The organism is Rhizobium sp. BK512 (assembly GCF_014194915.1).
In the GTDB taxonomy this organism is placed as follows: domain Bacteria; phylum Pseudomonadota; class Alphaproteobacteria; order Rhizobiales; family Rhizobiaceae; genus Rhizobium.
In genome coordinates, this window is record NZ_JACIAS010000010.1 from 73,625 (window position 1) to 88,809 (window position 15,185).

Below are 15,185 nucleotides of genomic sequence, written 5' to 3' on the forward strand. Positions count from 1 at the left end.
CTTTTTTGTTTTCAGACCTGAAAGCGATCAGATGCCGCTCTGGCCGTCGGAACCGATATAGGCGATGCGCAACATATTGGTCGCGCCCGGTGTGCCGAGCGGTACGCCGGCAGAGATGATGATGCGATCGCCCGGCTTGCCGAAGCCTTCCGAAGCGACGATACGGCAGGCGCGGTTGACCATGTCATCGAGGTCGGTCGCGTCATGCGTCACGACGCAGTGCATGCCCCAAACAACGGAGAGGCGACGGGCCGTCTTGATGATCGGCGACAGCGCAATGATCGGAACCTGCGGGCGCTCGCGCGAAGCGCGCAGACCCGTCGTACCGGACGAGGTGTAACAGACGATTGCCGAAAGCTTCAGCGTCTCGGCAATCTGACGGGCGGCAAGCGAGATAGCATCCGCACCGGTTGCTTCCGGCTGGGCGCGCTGCGCATAGATGATGCCCGAATAGTGCGGATCCTTCTCGACCGTGCTCGCAATCGAGGCCATCATCGAGACGGCTTCAACCGGATAAGCACCGGAAGCCGATTCGGCCGAAAGCATGATCGCATCGGCACCTTCGAAGACGGCGATGGAAACGTCGGAGACTTCGGCACGGGTCGGAACCGGCGAAGAAATCATCGATTCCAGCATCTGCGTGGCAACGACCACCGGCTTGCCGGAACGGCGGCAGGCGCGGATGAGCTGCTTCTGGATGCCGGGGACGGCTTCGAGCGGCATTTCGACGCCAAGGTCGCCGCGGGCGACCATCAGGGCGTCGGAAAGCTCGATGATTTCCTCGATACGCTCCAGAGCCTGCGGCTTTTCGATCTTCGACATGATGCCGACGCGACCGCGGGCGATCTTGCGGACCTCGGCGAGGTCGTCGGGGCGCTGAACGAAGGAGAGCGCCACCCAGTCGACATCGTCGGTTGCCAGAACAGCATCGAGATCGACACGGTCCTTGTCGGTCAGCGCGCCGACTCCGAGCAGTGTGTCCGGCAGGCTGACGCCCTTGCGGTCGGAAATGCTGGTACCAGCGATAACCGTGGTGACGATGCTCTTGCCGTCGCACTTTTCAGCGCGCAGTGCCAGCTTGCCATCATCAATCAGCAGGCGATGGCCCGGCTGCACGGCCTCGAGAATTTCGGGATGCGGCAGGAAAACGCGGGTGTTGTCGCCGGGAGTGTCGTTGTTATCGAGCGTAAAGGTCTGGCCAGGCTTCAGTTCCACTTTCACATCGGCAAACTTGCCGACGCGCAGCTTCGGGCCCTGGAGGTCAGCCAGAATGCCGATCGGCCGGCCCGAACGGGCCTCGACGGCGCGGATACGCTGCACGAGTGTGCGCATCACATCATGGCTTGCATGGCTCATGTTGATGCGGAAAATATCCGCACCGGCCTGGTGCAGCTTCTCGATCATCGATTCCTCGGAAGAGGCGGGTCCGAGGGTGGCGAGGATTTTAACTTTGCGGTTACGCTTCATCAATTCTGGCTTTCTTGCGTCCCTGGGGTGTCGGAGAGTTGAACCATCCAGCTTCCCTGGCGGCCCGTATCGTATTCCTTGAATCCCATTTTCTGATAACCCCGAGCATAGCAGTCCTGCACGCCCGCGATCTTGAATTCGTTTTCCGCTACGCACATCTGCACATCACCCGTCCATCGGCCTCCCCGGGCGGCATCTTCTGCGTAGAGGTAATAATACCGCGACTGTAATTCTCCCTCGATCAGCGTGGCGCAGGTTGTTGCTGGCACCTGCCACCAACCTTCTGTGACCCAACCTTCCTTCGCCCGGTATCCGATCGCAACGCCAACCAGATTTTGCGTGCCGTTGCATACACGGAAATCCGCGCGCGCGGCATCTGCAATGAAGAACGGCGAGACGGCTGCAAGAGCGAACAATGCGAGACGAACCATCGGTCCGGACCGCGTGAGGAAACTTGGCGCAGCTTGGATCAACACGGCTCCCAAATAGCTCCACGGTTATTCGTTATCCGTGTCTTCTTGCGCCGCCGTCAAGCGAAAGTCAACGCAATGCTAATCGATTATATTTCCTTTCATAACCGCCTATCGGGCGCATCTTGTCGCGCTGGCCCGCCCATCGCGCTTGAACCGGCCGAACGCGCATGCGATCACTGAGCGAAGACGCGAAATGACAATCGGCAATTTCCTGATGGACTACTTCCAATCCTTCGAAACCCTACCCGGTCAACATGACAAAGGCATGGTGATCCTCGGCGATCATGCCATGAACCGCCTGCCGGAACCCTATGGCCAGCTCGGCCTGCCGGAAAGCGCCTTCTCCAGGCACATCGCTTACGACATCGGCATTGAGGGCCTTGCCCGCAAGCTGTGCGCACGACTGGGCGTGCCGGGCGTGCTCGGCGGCTTTTCGCGCCTGCTGATCGACCCCAACAGGGGTGAGGATGACCCGACCCTGATCATGAAAATCTCCGACGGCGCCATCATCTCCGGCAACCATCCGATATCCGAGGAGGAGTGGAACTACCGGATCGAAACCTTCCACAGGCCCTATCACAATGCCGTGTCGGAGACGATCGACAGGGCGGCGAACGCGACCGGAAAGGCGCCGCTGGTACTGTCCCTCCACTCCTTCACGCCCGCCTGGAAGGGTGTTCCCCGCCCCTGGCATGCAGCTGTGCTCTGGGACAGCGACCACCGGGCCGTCGCTCCGCTGCTTGAAAAGCTGCGGGCCGATCCCGATCTCGTCATCGGCGACAATGAGCCCTATGACGGCGCCCTGAAGGGCGACACCATGTATCGTCATTGCATGATAACGGGCATTCCGCACGCGCTTCTGGAAGTGCGTCAGGACCTCATCAGCGATGAGGCCGGCATCGAGGAATGGGCGGCGCGTCTGGCCGCGATCTTTGCGGAGATGAACGCCGATCCGGCCCTTCATGCATACAGCGTGCACGCGTCACGCACCGGCCCCTATTGAGTGAAAGGACCTGACCATGACCACACTCAGCAAAGAACAGCAGACGGAATTCGAAGCGGCCGCGTTCCGCCGGCTCGTTGCGCATCTTCGCGAACGAACCGACGTGCAGAACATCGATCTCATGAATCTCGCCGGCTTCTGCCGCAACTGCCTGTCCAACTGGTATCGCGAGGCTGCGGAAGCCGAAGGCGTTCCCATGACGAAAGACGAATCGCGCGAGATTGTCTACGGCATGCCCTATGAAGATTGGAAGAACCTTCACCAGTCCGAAGCATCGCCTGTGCAAAAGGCAGCTTTTGAGGTGAACAACCCGCACAAATAGGCCATACGGTCTCAAAGCGCCTTGACGCTGGCGACACTTCGCGGCAGTCACTGGCAACCCGATGCATATCCCGAAATCAGGAGAACACGATGTCTGATGCACATGGCGTCGCTCGCGATCAGCTTCGCGCTTTTGTCGAGCGTATCGAACGCCTGGAAGAAGAAAAGAAGACCATCGCCGACGACATCAAGGACGTCTATGGCGAAGCCAAGGGCATGGGCTTCGACACCAAGATCCTCAAGAAGGTCGTTGCGCTGCGCAAGAAGGACGAGCAGGAACGCATGGAAGAGGATGCAATCCTCGATACCTATCTGCATGCGCTCGGCATGATCGAGTCTCCGCCGGAAGGCTGAGGGCGATCCAGCCATATTTTCAGAGAGCCGCCTTCATGGCGGCTTTTCTTTTGGCTCCTTCAAACGCCAGCGCATTTTCGCCCTGCCGCTGCCCTAAAACAAAAAGCCGCCGGAGACGATCCAGCGGCTTCTGTTATTCCAAGATCTAGCGGATCAGCGCGTATTGAATTTACGCACTTCCATGAAGTTGACAGCCGTACCGCTGAAGCGGCCAGGATCGATCGAAGCAGTCTTCTGGAAGCCTTCGGCATAGACCGAGGTTGGCTGAGCGCGCAGCTCCTGGCTGACGAAGCGCGGAGCCTGCACCTTCTTGGACGCCATTTCGAGGCGCGCATTGGTCAGAGCCCACTGCGAGATCATCTTCTGCGTCAGCTTCGGTTCCGTGCGAACGGTCTGCCGGCTTTCATCGGCGGCCACCGCTTCCTGCTTCGTCGGACGACCGCCCTTTGTGGGCAGGCCCTGTGCGACCGGGTTCTCGATGGCAACAGGCTTTGGCGCCGCGACAGGAGCAGCAAAGTTTGCTGACTTCGTCATCGGAGCAAGTGCTGCAAGCTGCAGCGGCGGCTTGTCGAGTGCCGGCGGATTCTTCGGGGCGGCAGCATTGATTGCCTGCTCCACGGTCTGTGGCTCGGAAGACGCGTTCATAGCGACCTCAGCAGCGCCACTCTGATCCTGCTGTTTTGCCAGCGCCGCCGCCATGGCGGGCGAAAGCGTATCCTGATCGGCTTCGTCTTCACCCGCTTCAGGATCGGCATCCTGTGCAGCAAGCAGTTTTTCGGCAACTGCCGGACGTTCGGCTGGCATCGGAACGCCTGTCGACATCAGGTTCGGATCGACAGAGGCAAGTTCGGCGTCACCCGGGGAACGGCGCTGCCCAAGGAGCGACGGAACCGGAATGCTGTAACCACTGAGATCGGCGAAATGCTCAGGCTCTTGCGGCTGGCCGGCCGGCATCGCGGCAAGGGCCTGCTGGGCAGCGTTACCTGCAGACGGCGGCACCAGCGCATTGGCAACCTCGTTGCCGGCAAGCTGGTTGCTGAAGGCCGGACGAACCTGCGGCACCGGTGCGTTCACGCTTGCGACTTCGGTCTGCTGCTGAGGTTCATCAGCTGCCGGGACTGCCTCAGGCTTCGGCGGCGTTGCCTTGGCGACGGCCACCGGCGTGCTGTCCTCCGAATTATCCTCTTCCTCGTCGGCGCCACCGCCAAAGAGGTAGGCAAACAGCGTCTTCTGCTTGCGAGGTTCGTCATCGGAAACGGAAGCGCCGGCGCTGGCCATCATGATCTGGCTGCCGTTCGCCACGCGGCGCTTGTAATCGGCCATTGCCTGCTGGTAGCCCGGCAGCGGCTTGCCATCGGCAGGAATATGAATGGTATTGCCGTCGGGGAAGAGCCTGACCAGCTCATCGCGGCTCATGCGCGGCCAGGCACGAACGCCACCGACATCCATATGGACGAAAGGCGAACCGGACTTCGGATAGAAGCCGACGCCGCCGACCTGCATCTTCATGCCGATACCGCGTAGCGTGGCGAGCTTCACGTCGGGAATGAAGAAATCCATCGCCTTGCCGAGCATATGCTGGCTCTTTTCGGCGACGCCGGAATTGCGCGAACGTCCACGCAGCATCTCGTTGGTGCCGGGAGAGCGGAAACCGCAGACGACGTTGATGTAATCCCTTGAGCCGGACTGGCGGTAAACTTCCCAGATGAGGTCGAAGAGGCGCGGGTCCATCTTCGTCGGCTGATTCTTGCGCCAGTCGCGAAGGAAGCGGTTGAGCTGCTCAAGGCCCTTGGGGTCGAACTTGCCGTTTCGCTTGTAGGTAATGACTGCCTTTTCACCGGTATGGATGAAATAGAGCTTCAGGCTGCGGGTATCGCCTGCAGCCTGAGACGGTGTGCTTACGAATAGAGGTGAGGAAACCGCGAGCGCAAGAAGGGCGGCCGCTGCCGTCCTAACTGCCCTTCCGCCAATCTTGGCGCACAAGCGCCAACTCAAGCGCGAAAGCTTGGTATTCCCATTCAAATTCGGCAACTCGATCCCCGTCAGACAGTCAATGTCCCGTGCTGTCTCAAATGGCTGTCAATTGCGGTCACACGATGGCAAAAATGCCACACATGATCAACCTTTTCTTTACATAGTGAACGAGCCGCTAACAAGTGGTTTATGGATGGTAACGAAATATGGTTGCCCCATTCTTAATAAAAAGGCGCTTATGCCGCATCTTTCTGAGGATTGTCGGGGTCAATGCCGTAGTCCTTGAGCTTTCTATAAAGTGTGGATCGCCCGATACCTAGCTTTCTTGCCACTTGACTCATTTGCCCTCGGTAGAACTTCAGGGCAAAACGAATCAATTCTTCCTCGACATCGGCAAGACGCCGAACGTCACCAGATGGATTGACGCTCGATATTGCGTTGTCGGAAGCATCAGTCCCGCGGCGCATCGTTTCGGCGACGGATTCCGCCGGATAATCCTCGGGAAATTCTGCGTCCGGATCGAGGTGCGAATTGTCGGCAACGAGCGCCAGGTGATCCACGACCTCGTAGTTTGGAAGCTGGGCGGCGATCTGCGGGAAATCCGCTTCAGTCAGTTCCGGACCCTCGGCAAGCACGACAGCCCGGAAGATCGCGTTTTCGAGCTGACGAATATTGCCAGGCCAGTCATAGGCGGTCAGCAGTGCCAGCGCGCCGGCATTGACCGTCATGCGCCGGCCGTTCTTCTGCTCGCTTGAGAAGCGTTCGGCAAAGACGCGCACCAGATGCGGAATGTCCTCCTTGCGCTTGCGCAGCGCCGGAATGGTGATCGGGAAGACGTTCAGGCGATAGTAGAGGTCTTCGCGGAAGTGGCCGTTCTTGACCTCTTCGATCAGATCCTTGTTCGTCGCCGAGATAAGGCGAACATTGACCTTGTGTGCAGTGCGCGCACCAACGGTCTCGATCTCGCCCTGTTGAACGGCGCGCAGAAGCTTCACCTGCACCTCGAGCGGCAGGTCGCCGATCTCGTCGAGGAAGATGGTGCCACCATCGGCTTCCATGAACTTGCCGATATGCTTTTCGGTCGCGCCGGTAAACGCACCCTTCTCGTGACCGAAGAGGATACTTTCGACGAGATTGTGCGGAATGGCGCCGCAATTGACCGTCACGAATGGCTTGCTGGCACGATCGCCGCCCGACTGGATGGCGCGTGCCACCAATTCCTTACCGACGCCCGATTCGCCTTCGAGAACGACCGGGATGTTGGACTGCGAGGCGCGCTGCGCCAGATCGATCACTCGGATCATCGCCGGGCTTGCCGAAACGATATCATCGAAGCCGACGGAACCCGAGCGCGAACGGCGGCCGGCGCGGGCTTTCACCTCGCGGTGGTCGAGCTTCATGGCATTGGAGATCGACGTATTGATGCGTTCAGGAGAAACCGGCTTGACGACGAAATCGAAGGCGCCGGCGCGCATGGCCTGCACGACCGTTTCGATGCCGCCCTGCCCCGTCTGGACGATGACCGGGATCTGGGTGCCGAAATCATGCAGCGCTTCGAGAAATTCGAGGCCGGTCATTTCCGGCATCATCAGGTCGAGCACGATGACATTGAAAAGGGCGGGATCACGCTTCACCATCTCCAGCCCGATGCGGCCGTTTTCGGCCTGATGCACCACATGGCCGCTACGCTCGATCGCGTTCTTGAGCAGACGGCGCTGCACGGGATCGTCCTCGACCACGAGGATCTGCCCTGCCCCTTTGAGCTCATTGTAACCGGTCATTGTCGCCTCACTTCATGCGAAACCATAGAGCGCACTCTGACAGAAAGGCTTGAACATCCTGTTTTGAGAAACAATTGCATTTTAACTGTTATGACAGGCCGTTTTCGTGCCGTTACGAGCCCTTTCAGGCGCCGAAAACCCCTTGATGCTGGACCTTTCGACACCTAAAGCGCCGAGCGTCCGTTCGGACGCGCAAAGGACGCTTTGTCTTTTTGAAACTGTGCATCAGGCTTTCCGAAAATCGATTCCGATTTTCGAGCCGATGCTGTAGACAGTCAGACCTGTTATAAAAGAGGAAGAGGAACCGCCCCATGAGACATATGCTTGCGCACGCCGATCTTCATCTTTCGGCAACGGCTCCCGGTGCAGCAGCAGATCCGGCTCTGGGCGAGCTTCCTTCCTGGCGGCTGCAGGATCTCTACCCCTCGGCCACCTCCACCGCCTTCGTCGCCGATATGGAAAAGGCCGGCAAGGCCGCTTCCGCTTTCGAAGACAAATGGAAGGGCAAACTTGCCGAAGCAGCCGCGAAGAAGGGCGAGGAAGGCATCGGCCAGGCGCTGAAGGAATATGAGGCGCTCGACGATATCATGGGCCGCCTCGGCTCTTTCGCCGGCCTTACCTATTTCTCGGATACGTCCAACCCGGCAAACGGCAAGCTCTACGGCGACGTCCAGGCCAAGCTTACAGACTATTCCGGCCGCTTGCTGTTCTTCGCTCTCGAACTCAACCGCATCGACGATGTGGTGATCGATGCCTGCATGGCGAGCGATCCGCTTGTCGGCCATTACCGCCCCTGGCTGGTCGACCTGCGCAAGGACAAGCCCTACCAGCTCGAAGATCAGCTTGAGCAACTCTTCCTCGAAAAGTCGATGACATCAGCTGCCGCCTTCAACCGTCTCTTCGATGAGACGATGGCGGAACTGCGCTTCGAGATCGACGGCGAGAAGCTGCCGCTGGAAGTGGCGCTGAACATGCTGCAGGAGAAGGATCCGGACGTGCGCCGCAAGGCGGCAATGGCGCTCGCCGAAACTTTCAAGACCAACATCCGCATCTTTACGCTCATCACCAATACGCTGGCCAAGGACAAGGATATCGCCGATCGCTGGCGCAGCTTCGAAGACATCGCCGACAGCCGCCATCTGGCGAACCGCGTCGAGCGCGAAGTGGTCGATGCGCTGGCTGCAGCGGTGAAGGAAGCCTATCCGCGCCTCTCGCATCGCTATTACAAGATGAAGGCCAAATGGCTCGGCATGGAGCAGATGAACTTCTGGGATCGCAATGCGCCGCTTCCGGAAACCTCTGGTGCTATCATCTCCTGGTCCGAAGCCAGGGACACGGTGTTGTCCGCCTACGGCAATTTCGCGCCGGAAATGGCTGAAATCGCCAAGCGCTTCTTTGACGAACAGTGGATCGATGCCCCCGTGCGCCCCGGCAAGGCGCCCGGTGCTTTTGCGCATCCGACCGTTCCCTCGGCCCATCCCTATGTGCTCGTCAACTATATGGGCAAGCCGCGCGATGTGATGACACTCGCCCATGAGCTCGGTCACGGCGTGCATCAGGTTCTCGCCGGCGCGCAAGGCGCCCTCATGTGCCAGACGCCGCTGACGCTTGCCGAAACGGCTTCCGTCTTCGGCGAGATGCTGACCTTCCGCGCACTGCTCAACCGGACGACCGACATGCGCGAGCGCAAGGCCATGCTTGCCCAGAAGGTCGAGGACATGATCAACACGGTCGTGCGCCAGATCGCCTTCTACGAGTTCGAGCGCAAGGTTCATACCGCCCGCAAGGCCGGCGAACTGACTGCCGACGACATCGGCGAACTCTGGCTTTCCGTCCAGTCGGAAAGCCTTGGCCCGGCGATCAAGATTTCCGAGGGTTACGAGACCTATTGGGCCTACATTCCCCACTTCATCCATTCGCCCTTCTATGTTTACGCCTATGCCTTCGGCGACTGCCTGGTGAACTCGCTCTATGCCGTTTATCAGAAGGCCGAGAAGGGCTTTCAGGACAAGTATTTCGAGATGCTGAAGGCCGGCGGCACCAAGCATCATTCCGAACTGCTGAAGCCCTTTGGCCTGGATGCAACCGATCCTTCCTTCTGGAGCAAGGGCCTGTCGATGATCGAAGGCCTGATCGACGAACTCGAGGCGCTGGACAAGGCATAAGGCCGCCCAAACCCGCAGCTCCGCTGGAAAGGCAATGGCAGCGTCCGAACCCTTCATCTTGTTCCGGGACGACACGACCGGCGAAGTCATGCTCTTCGCCGGCCCGGTAAACATGATCATCGCCCGCACGAAGGCGGAATTCCTGGCGGCGCTCAAGCGGATGGAAGAGGCGCGACAGGCCGGCAAATGGCTTGCCGGCTACATCGCTTATGAAGCCGGTCATCTCTTCGAAGAAAAGCTTGCTCCCTTTGCGGAAGAGAACCGCGAGACACCGCTGCTGCTGTTCGGTGTCTTCGATGCGCCGCAGCCAGACGATCATCCTCTCGCAAGGCCACGGCAACGGCACGAAAACGAGGAATTCCTGACGGCACCGAGGGCCGGCTGGAACTTCGCTATATATAAAGAGCGTTTCGAACGCCTCCACCGGCATCTGCGCCTCGGCGACATTTATCAGGCCAACCTGACGATGCCGATCGAGGCCCGCTGGAGCGGCGATCCGCTGGCCGCCTTCTGGTCGCTGATCGATCGCCAGCCCGTGAAATATGGCGCGTTTGCCGATCTCGGCGGTCCCATCATTCTTTCCCGCTCACCGGAACTGTTTTTCCGCACCGACGAAGATGGCTGGATCGAGACGCACCCGATGAAAGGTACGGCCAAACGCGGTGCGACACCGGCCGAAGATGCCAAAATCGTCGAAGCCATGAAGGCCGACATCAAGACACAGGCGGAAAACCGCATGATCGTTGATCTCTTACGCAACGATATCTCGCGCATCACTGAGGTCGGCACGCTCGACGTTCCAAAACTCTTCGAAATCGAGACTTATCCAACCGTCCACCAGATGGTCAGCCACGTCCAGGCGAAGCTCCTGCCCCATCTTTCCATCCGCGACATCTTCGCGGCTCTTTTTCCCTGCGGCTCGATCACCGGCGCGCCGAAGATCCGCGCCATGGAAATCCTCCACGACCTAGAGGATGGTCCGCGCGATGCCTATTGCGGCGCAATCGGCATGATCGCGCCCAACGGCGCGATGCGTTTCTCCGTTGCCATCCGCACCATGACGCTGTTTGACGGCGGCAAAGCAGTCTTCAATGTCGGCGGCGGCATCGTCTTCGATTCCGCTGATGAAGCCGAATATGAGGAATGCCTGCTCAAGGCCCGTTTTGCCGTCGGCGACCAATGGATTGCCCGATGACGGATTTTTCGCTGATCGAAACCCTGCGCTGGCAACCGGACGAAGGCTTCATTCGCCTCCGTCTTCATCTCGCCCGCCTCTCCCGCTCCGCCCGTCGCATCGGTTTTCCCGAGCCGATGGACGTGGTCGCGAAGCTGGAAGCGGCGGTAATCGAAGAAAAGGGACCTCGCCGTATCAGGCTGACTTTCGATCGAGAGGGTCGGATCGACGTTACCACTGCCCCCTTCACGCCACTGCGGCAAGATACAATCTGGAAACTCCGTCTCGCCGGCACACGTCTCGATTCCACTGACAAGCTGCTGCGCATCAAGACCACGCGCCGGGCTGTGTATGAAGCGGCGCGTGGCGAGTTCTCGCAGCAGCAGGCGGATGAAGTCATCATGCTCAACGAGAGGCAGGAAGTATGCGAGGGAACGATCACGTCCGTCTTCCTTGATGACGGCTCCGGCATCCTCAGGACTCCGCCGATCTCATGCGGCCTGCTCGCCGGTGTGCTGCGCACCGAACTCATCTGCCAGCGCAAGGCCCGCGTCGGCCGCATCACGCCCGACGAGTTGGACGCAGGTACGCTTTTCGTTGGAAATTCGTTGCGCGGGCTGATCCGCGTCTCGCTGCAAAAGGACTAACCATGCTGATCCTCGCCCTGACCTATGTGAAGCCGAACGAAGAGGCCGACAAGCATATGGAGCCGCATATGGCCTGGGTGAAGGAGGGATATACCAGGGGCTGGTTCCTCGCCTCCGGCCGCAAGGTGCCCCGCACCGGCGGCGTCATTCTCGCCGTTGGCGAGCGCGCGGAGATCGAAGCCTATGTTGCGGCCGATCCCTTCACCATCCACGGTGTTGCCGAATATGACATCATGGAAGTCGCGCTGACGACAGCGACGGAAGGACTGGAGGCTCTCAAGCGCTGAGTAGCAAACCGCACGCCAATCGTCAGGCTCGAAAAGGAACGGCGATGAAACGTCCGACCTGCACGTCCCTAACCTATACACCCTACGACGGCTCGGCTCGACCCTTCACGATCGGCCTGATGCCGCTCGATATCGCCCGCTGGATCGAGCCTGACGACGATCTCGAACGTTATATCAAGGAAAAGACGCGTCTGGCGGATGATTGCTTCGACGCCGTCTTCGTCGCAGAGGATGGGACGGAAGCTGCCCAGCAGGAGGCGCTGGATATTCTCCTCGCTCACCTTGCCGATCAGCATCCCGGAATGCTCCAGCCTGACGCTTCCAATCTGCCGCCGCTCTTCAAGGCCGGTTCGCTCATCCAGGACGATCTCGTCCTGATGCGCCGCAAGGCTGATGGCTGGCATCTCGTCGCCGCCCATGTCGCCTTTCCCTCCTCATGGTCGCTGCGCGAGAAATTCGGACGGCCGATGCATGAAATCCACGCGGATGTGCCGGGCTTCGGCGAAGGCACCCGCAATGCAACACTGATTACTCGCATCTTCGACAGCCTGCAGATCGCCCAGCCGGTCGAGCGGCTGAACTGGTCGGTCAACGCCACCGCCGATCTCTTCCTCCCCGTCTCGAAACATCGCCGGCCACCCTATGCCGAGGCCTTCACACTTGAAGAGCGCTTCGTCCGCGTCGAACGCCAGACCCTTCGCAAGCTGCCTGTGTCGGGCGACATTCTCTTCACCATCCGCATCTATATCGATCCGATCGCCGTCATCGCCCGCCATCCGCAGGCGCAAAAGCTCGCATCAAGCTTTGCCGATCAGCTGGAGGCGCTCGACGACCAGCAGACGGCCTACAAAGGGCTGAGCCTGCAACGGACGGAACTCGTGCGGAAATTGCGCGCGGTTTGCAGCGCCGATATTTGACCTTTGCGGGGGGAACACTCTTTATTGTGACGCCATTTTGTGGTTAGAGCCGGTCACCTCGCGAGCTTCGCGGCATCTTCACATGAATTCTTTAGGCTGAAGGCCTTCCTTCCCTTCCAACAGGAGAAAAGAATGACGGAACAGAACTATCCGGTATATGGCGAAATTACCGGTCCGATCGTCATGATCGGCTTTGGCTCAATCGGCCGCGGCACGCTGCCCCTGATCGAGCGCCACTTCAAATTCGACAAGAGCCGGATGGTTGTCATCGACCCGCGCACGGACGATGCCCACATTCTGGAAAAGCATGGCGTCAAACACATCCAGGCGCATGTGACGAAGGACAACTACAAGGAGCTGCTGAAGCCGCTCCTGACTGAAGGCGAAGGCCAGGGTTTCTGCGTCAACCTCTCGGTAGATACCTCCTCGCTCGATATCATCAAGCTCTGCCGCAAGCTCGACGTGCTCTATATCGATACCGTCGTCGAGCCCTGGCTCGGCTTCTATTTCGACAAGGACATGAAGAACGAAGACCGCACCAACTATGCGCTTCGCGAAACTGTTCGCAAGGAAAAGGCCAAGAACCCCGGCGGCACGACTGCCGTTTCCACCTGCGGCGCAAACCCGGGCATGGTCTCCTGGTTCGTCAAGCAGGGGCTTTTGAACCTTGCGCGTGACATGGGCCTGAAGTTCGACGAGCCGGGCCAGGACGACCGCGAAGAATGGGCGAAGCTCATGAAGAAGGTCGGCGTCAAGGGCGTCCACATCGCCGAACGCGACACCCAGCGCACCATTCATCCGAAGCCGCTCAACGTCTTCTGGAACACCTGGTCCGTCGAAGGCTTCATCTCTGAAGGTCTGCAGCCGGCAGAACTCGGCTGGGGCACCCATGAAAATTGGATGCCGAAGAACGCCAAGAAGCACAAGAAGGGCAACAAGGCCGCCATCTACCTCGAGCAGCCCGGCGCCAACACCCGCGTTCGCACCTGGTGCCCGACGCCCGGCCCGCAATACGGCTTCCTCGTCACCCATAACGAGTCGATCTCGATCGCCGACTTCTTCACGGTCAGGGACAAGGACGGCGACGTTACCTATCGTCCGACCTGCCACTACGCCTACCATCCGGCCAACGACGCGGTTCTGTCGCTGCATGAGATGTTCGGCAATGGCGGCAAGGCACAGCCGGTTCTCCACGTTCTCGACGAGAACGAGCTGGTCGACGGCGTCGACGAGCTCGGCGTCCTGCTCTACGGCCATGACAAGAACGCCTACTGGTACGGTTCGCGCCTGTCGCTGGAAGAGACCCGCCGCATTGCCCCCTACCAGAACGCGACTGGTCTGCAGGTGACTTCTGCCGTTCTTGCCGGCATGGTCTGGGCTCTTGAAAACCCGAAGGCGGGCATCGTCGAAGCCGACGAGATGGATTACAAGCGCTGCCTCGAAGTGCAGTTGCCCTATCTCGGCCCGGTCGAAGGTCACTACACCGACTGGACCCCGCTCGACGGCCGCCCGGGCCTGTTCCCGGAAGACATCGACACCAAGGATCCGTGGCAGTTCAAGAACATCCTGGTTCGCTGAACCTGTCATACGTCTTCGAAGATGCCCGCTGTCAGGCGGGCATTTTTGTAACGCCTGCTGTCTAAATGCCGGCTGACCTCCGTCGAAGGCTTGCCTTCGTGGAAGGCCCGCGCCATGTTTTTGGCGGACTGTCGCGGATAGTTTCCGCCTAGATTCGCCGGGAGAAGCCCTATGAAAGTCAGAACTGGTCTCGTTCTTGCGGTTGCATCGGCAGCCCTTGCTGCCTGTGTTTCCTCCGGCCCACGCCCCCTTCCCGTCGCATCGGCACCCGCTCCTGCAGGTGTCGAGGGCACCTGGGCCGATCCGAACGGGATCGTCTCCACCTTCCAGTCCGGCACCTTCACGACGCGCACGACAGACAGCAACCAGCTTCTGGCCTCGGGCACCTATACCAATAAGTCGCCGACGCTGGTGGAAATCAACATGACCTCGCTAGTTCGCAACACCCAGTCGAAGGTCAATTGCGCGCTCGTCACGACGAGCCAGCTGAACTGCACCTCGGATGCCGGCGCGCAGTTCGTCCTGAGCCGCCGCAGCTAAAAGAGCAGATAGGGCGAAGGCCAGGCGCCATGCGAGCTTTCGCCGGTTACCTCGTCCTGTTGCTCGCAACGCCGCTTGCCGCACTTGCGGTCATTTTGCCGGCTAATGTCTATCGTGCCCAAGGCATCGCCGCGCCAGATTGCGACGGTCCGTTGCAGGTTCTGATCTTTGCCCTGCCGGGTGTCCTGATCTACGGTGCAGGCGCGTTCGTCGCCTATCGGGCCCGCCGACGCGTTCACCGCATTCTTTCCCTTCTTTGCTTGATCGTTGCGCTCGCCACGCTTTCGAATATTGCAGCGGCCACACAGGAACTCTACCGAAACGCTGCAGCCGGTGATTGCGCAGGGTAACCGGCCGGCTTTTTTGCCTGGCTCCCCTTGGAAAGCCGCTCCCCTGGTCCAGCTTTCCCTTGCGGCTCTCCATCGTCTGATGGAACATCCGCCAGCCGGGAAACCGCCCCGGTGGATTATGGAAGGGGCTGGCGAGGATCAGGGGGATCTTCGC

At 59.8% G+C, this 15,185-nt stretch carries 15 protein-coding genes; 11 read left to right on the forward strand and 4 right to left on the reverse strand.

What is annotated here, in order from left to right:
* Positions 1–27: 27 nt before the first annotated feature.
* Both pyk and FHX06_RS29495 read right to left on the reverse strand, forming a co-directional pair.
* Positions 28–1,467 carry a pyruvate kinase gene (gene pyk, locus FHX06_RS29490; RefSeq protein ID WP_112968803.1) on the reverse strand — a complete coding sequence of 480 codons (1,440 nt, stop codon included), beginning with the start codon at positions 1,465–1,467 and terminating at the stop codon, positions 28–30.
* Positions 1,467–1,898 carry a DUF1036 domain-containing protein gene (locus tag FHX06_RS29495; RefSeq protein WP_246715690.1) on the reverse strand — a complete coding sequence of 144 codons (432 nt, stop codon included), beginning with the start codon at positions 1,896–1,898 and terminating at the stop codon, positions 1,467–1,469. Before FHX06_RS29495 ends, pyk begins: the two co-directional genes overlap by 1 nt.
* Before the next feature lie 256 nt (positions 1,899–2,154).
* Here FHX06_RS29495 and FHX06_RS29500 point away from each other — a divergent pair, with 256 nt between their 5' ends.
* The 3 genes from FHX06_RS29500 (at position 2,155) to FHX06_RS29510 (ending at position 3,618) form a co-directional block, all read left to right on the forward strand.
* Positions 2,155–2,943 carry an N-formylglutamate amidohydrolase gene (locus FHX06_RS29500; protein ID WP_113211984.1) on the forward strand — a complete coding sequence of 263 codons (789 nt, stop codon included), beginning with the start codon at positions 2,155–2,157 and terminating at the stop codon, positions 2,941–2,943.
* Positions 2,944–2,959: 16 nt separating this feature from the next.
* A complete protein-coding gene (locus tag FHX06_RS29505) occupies positions 2,960–3,265 on the forward strand; it encodes a DUF1244 domain-containing protein (RefSeq protein WP_113145535.1) in 306 nt (101 codons plus the stop codon).
* Positions 3,266–3,354: 89 nt separating this feature from the next.
* Complete coding sequence (locus FHX06_RS29510; protein WP_007822869.1) at positions 3,355–3,618, forward strand: DUF2312 domain-containing protein; 264 nt, start codon at positions 3,355–3,357, stop codon at positions 3,616–3,618.
* A gap of 153 nt (positions 3,619–3,771) precedes the next feature.
* On the opposite strand, the gene FHX06_RS29515 is transcribed toward FHX06_RS29510, so the two are convergent.
* Together FHX06_RS29515 and FHX06_RS29520 are read right to left on the reverse strand one after the other, a co-directional pair.
* Entirely contained in the window at positions 3,772–5,649 is a 1,878-nt protein-coding gene (locus FHX06_RS29515) for a DUF882 domain-containing protein (protein WP_183881822.1), read from the reverse strand.
* Positions 5,650–5,828: 179 nt separating this feature from the next.
* Positions 5,829–7,373 (reverse strand): sigma-54-dependent transcriptional regulator, encoded by a 1,545-nt coding sequence (locus tag FHX06_RS29520; RefSeq protein ID WP_112968800.1) that lies wholly within the window; start codon positions 7,371–7,373, stop codon positions 5,829–5,831.
* A gap of 311 nt (positions 7,374–7,684) precedes the next feature.
* Between FHX06_RS29520 and FHX06_RS29525 the strand changes: the two genes are divergently transcribed.
* From FHX06_RS29525 to FHX06_RS29560, 8 genes are all read left to right on the forward strand, one after another.
* On the forward strand, positions 7,685–9,538 hold the full coding sequence (locus tag FHX06_RS29525; RefSeq protein WP_183881824.1) for a M3 family oligoendopeptidase: 1,854 nt from the start codon (positions 7,685–7,687) through the stop codon (positions 9,536–9,538).
* A 34-nt stretch (positions 9,539–9,572) separates the two neighbouring features.
* Positions 9,573–10,733 (forward strand): aminodeoxychorismate synthase component I, encoded by a 1,161-nt coding sequence (locus FHX06_RS29530; protein ID WP_183881826.1) that lies wholly within the window; start codon positions 9,573–9,575, stop codon positions 10,731–10,733.
* Positions 10,730–11,359 (forward strand): aminotransferase class IV family protein, encoded by a 630-nt coding sequence (locus FHX06_RS29535; RefSeq protein ID WP_246715686.1) that lies wholly within the window; start codon positions 10,730–10,732, stop codon positions 11,357–11,359. Before FHX06_RS29530 ends, FHX06_RS29535 begins: the two co-directional genes overlap by 4 nt.
* 2 nt (positions 11,360–11,361) lie before the next feature.
* Positions 11,362–11,646, forward strand: a complete 285-nt coding sequence (locus tag FHX06_RS29540) for a YciI family protein (RefSeq protein ID WP_183881830.1) — start codon at positions 11,362–11,364, stop codon at positions 11,644–11,646.
* A gap of 44 nt (positions 11,647–11,690) precedes the next feature.
* Entirely contained in the window at positions 11,691–12,563 is an 873-nt protein-coding gene (locus tag FHX06_RS29545; protein WP_183881832.1) for a heme-dependent oxidative N-demethylase family protein, read from the forward strand.
* Positions 12,564–12,695: 132 nt separating this feature from the next.
* A complete protein-coding gene (locus tag FHX06_RS29550) occupies positions 12,696–14,141 on the forward strand; it encodes a homospermidine synthase (RefSeq protein ID WP_113015517.1) in 1,446 nt (481 codons plus the stop codon).
* Positions 14,142–14,312: 171 nt separating this feature from the next.
* Positions 14,313–14,681 (forward strand): outer membrane lipoprotein Omp10, encoded by a 369-nt coding sequence (omp10, locus tag FHX06_RS29555; RefSeq protein WP_112544120.1) that lies wholly within the window; start codon positions 14,313–14,315, stop codon positions 14,679–14,681.
* Between the two features lie 29 nt (positions 14,682–14,710).
* Complete coding sequence (locus FHX06_RS29560; RefSeq protein WP_183881834.1) at positions 14,711–15,031, forward strand: hypothetical protein; 321 nt, start codon at positions 14,711–14,713, stop codon at positions 15,029–15,031.
* Positions 15,032–15,185: the final 154 nt, after the last annotated feature.

Excerpts from the sequence above, each read along its gene's own strand:
- pyk (WP_112968803.1), bottom strand. The coding sequence starts at position 1,467 with ATGAAGCGTAACCGCAAAGTTAAAATCCTCGCCACCCTCGGACCCGCC.
- FHX06_RS29495 (WP_246715690.1), bottom strand. The coding sequence starts at position 1,898 with ATGGTTCGTCTCGCATTGTTCGCTCTTGCAGCCGTCTCGCCGTTCTTC.
- FHX06_RS29500 (WP_113211984.1), top strand. The coding sequence starts at position 2,155 with ATGGACTACTTCCAATCCTTCGAAACCCTACCCGGTCAACATGACAAA.
- FHX06_RS29505 (WP_113145535.1), top strand. The coding sequence starts at position 2,960 with ATGACCACACTCAGCAAAGAACAGCAGACGGAATTCGAAGCGGCCGCG.
- FHX06_RS29510 (WP_007822869.1), top strand. The coding sequence starts at position 3,355 with ATGTCTGATGCACATGGCGTCGCTCGCGATCAGCTTCGCGCTTTTGTC.
- FHX06_RS29520 (WP_112968800.1), bottom strand. The coding sequence starts at position 7,373 with ATGACCGGTTACAATGAGCTCAAAGGGGCAGGGCAGATCCTCGTGGTC.
- FHX06_RS29525 (WP_183881824.1), top strand. The coding sequence starts at position 7,685 with ATGAGACATATGCTTGCGCACGCCGATCTTCATCTTTCGGCAACGGCT.
- FHX06_RS29530 (WP_183881826.1), top strand. The coding sequence starts at position 9,573 with ATGGCAGCGTCCGAACCCTTCATCTTGTTCCGGGACGACACGACCGGC.
- FHX06_RS29535 (WP_246715686.1), top strand. The coding sequence starts at position 10,730 with ATGACGGATTTTTCGCTGATCGAAACCCTGCGCTGGCAACCGGACGAA.
- FHX06_RS29540 (WP_183881830.1), top strand. The coding sequence starts at position 11,362 with ATGCTGATCCTCGCCCTGACCTATGTGAAGCCGAACGAAGAGGCCGAC.
- FHX06_RS29545 (WP_183881832.1), top strand. The coding sequence starts at position 11,691 with ATGAAACGTCCGACCTGCACGTCCCTAACCTATACACCCTACGACGGC.
- FHX06_RS29550 (WP_113015517.1), top strand. The coding sequence starts at position 12,696 with ATGACGGAACAGAACTATCCGGTATATGGCGAAATTACCGGTCCGATC.
- omp10 (WP_112544120.1), top strand. The coding sequence starts at position 14,313 with ATGAAAGTCAGAACTGGTCTCGTTCTTGCGGTTGCATCGGCAGCCCTT.
- FHX06_RS29560 (WP_183881834.1), top strand. The coding sequence starts at position 14,711 with ATGCGAGCTTTCGCCGGTTACCTCGTCCTGTTGCTCGCAACGCCGCTT.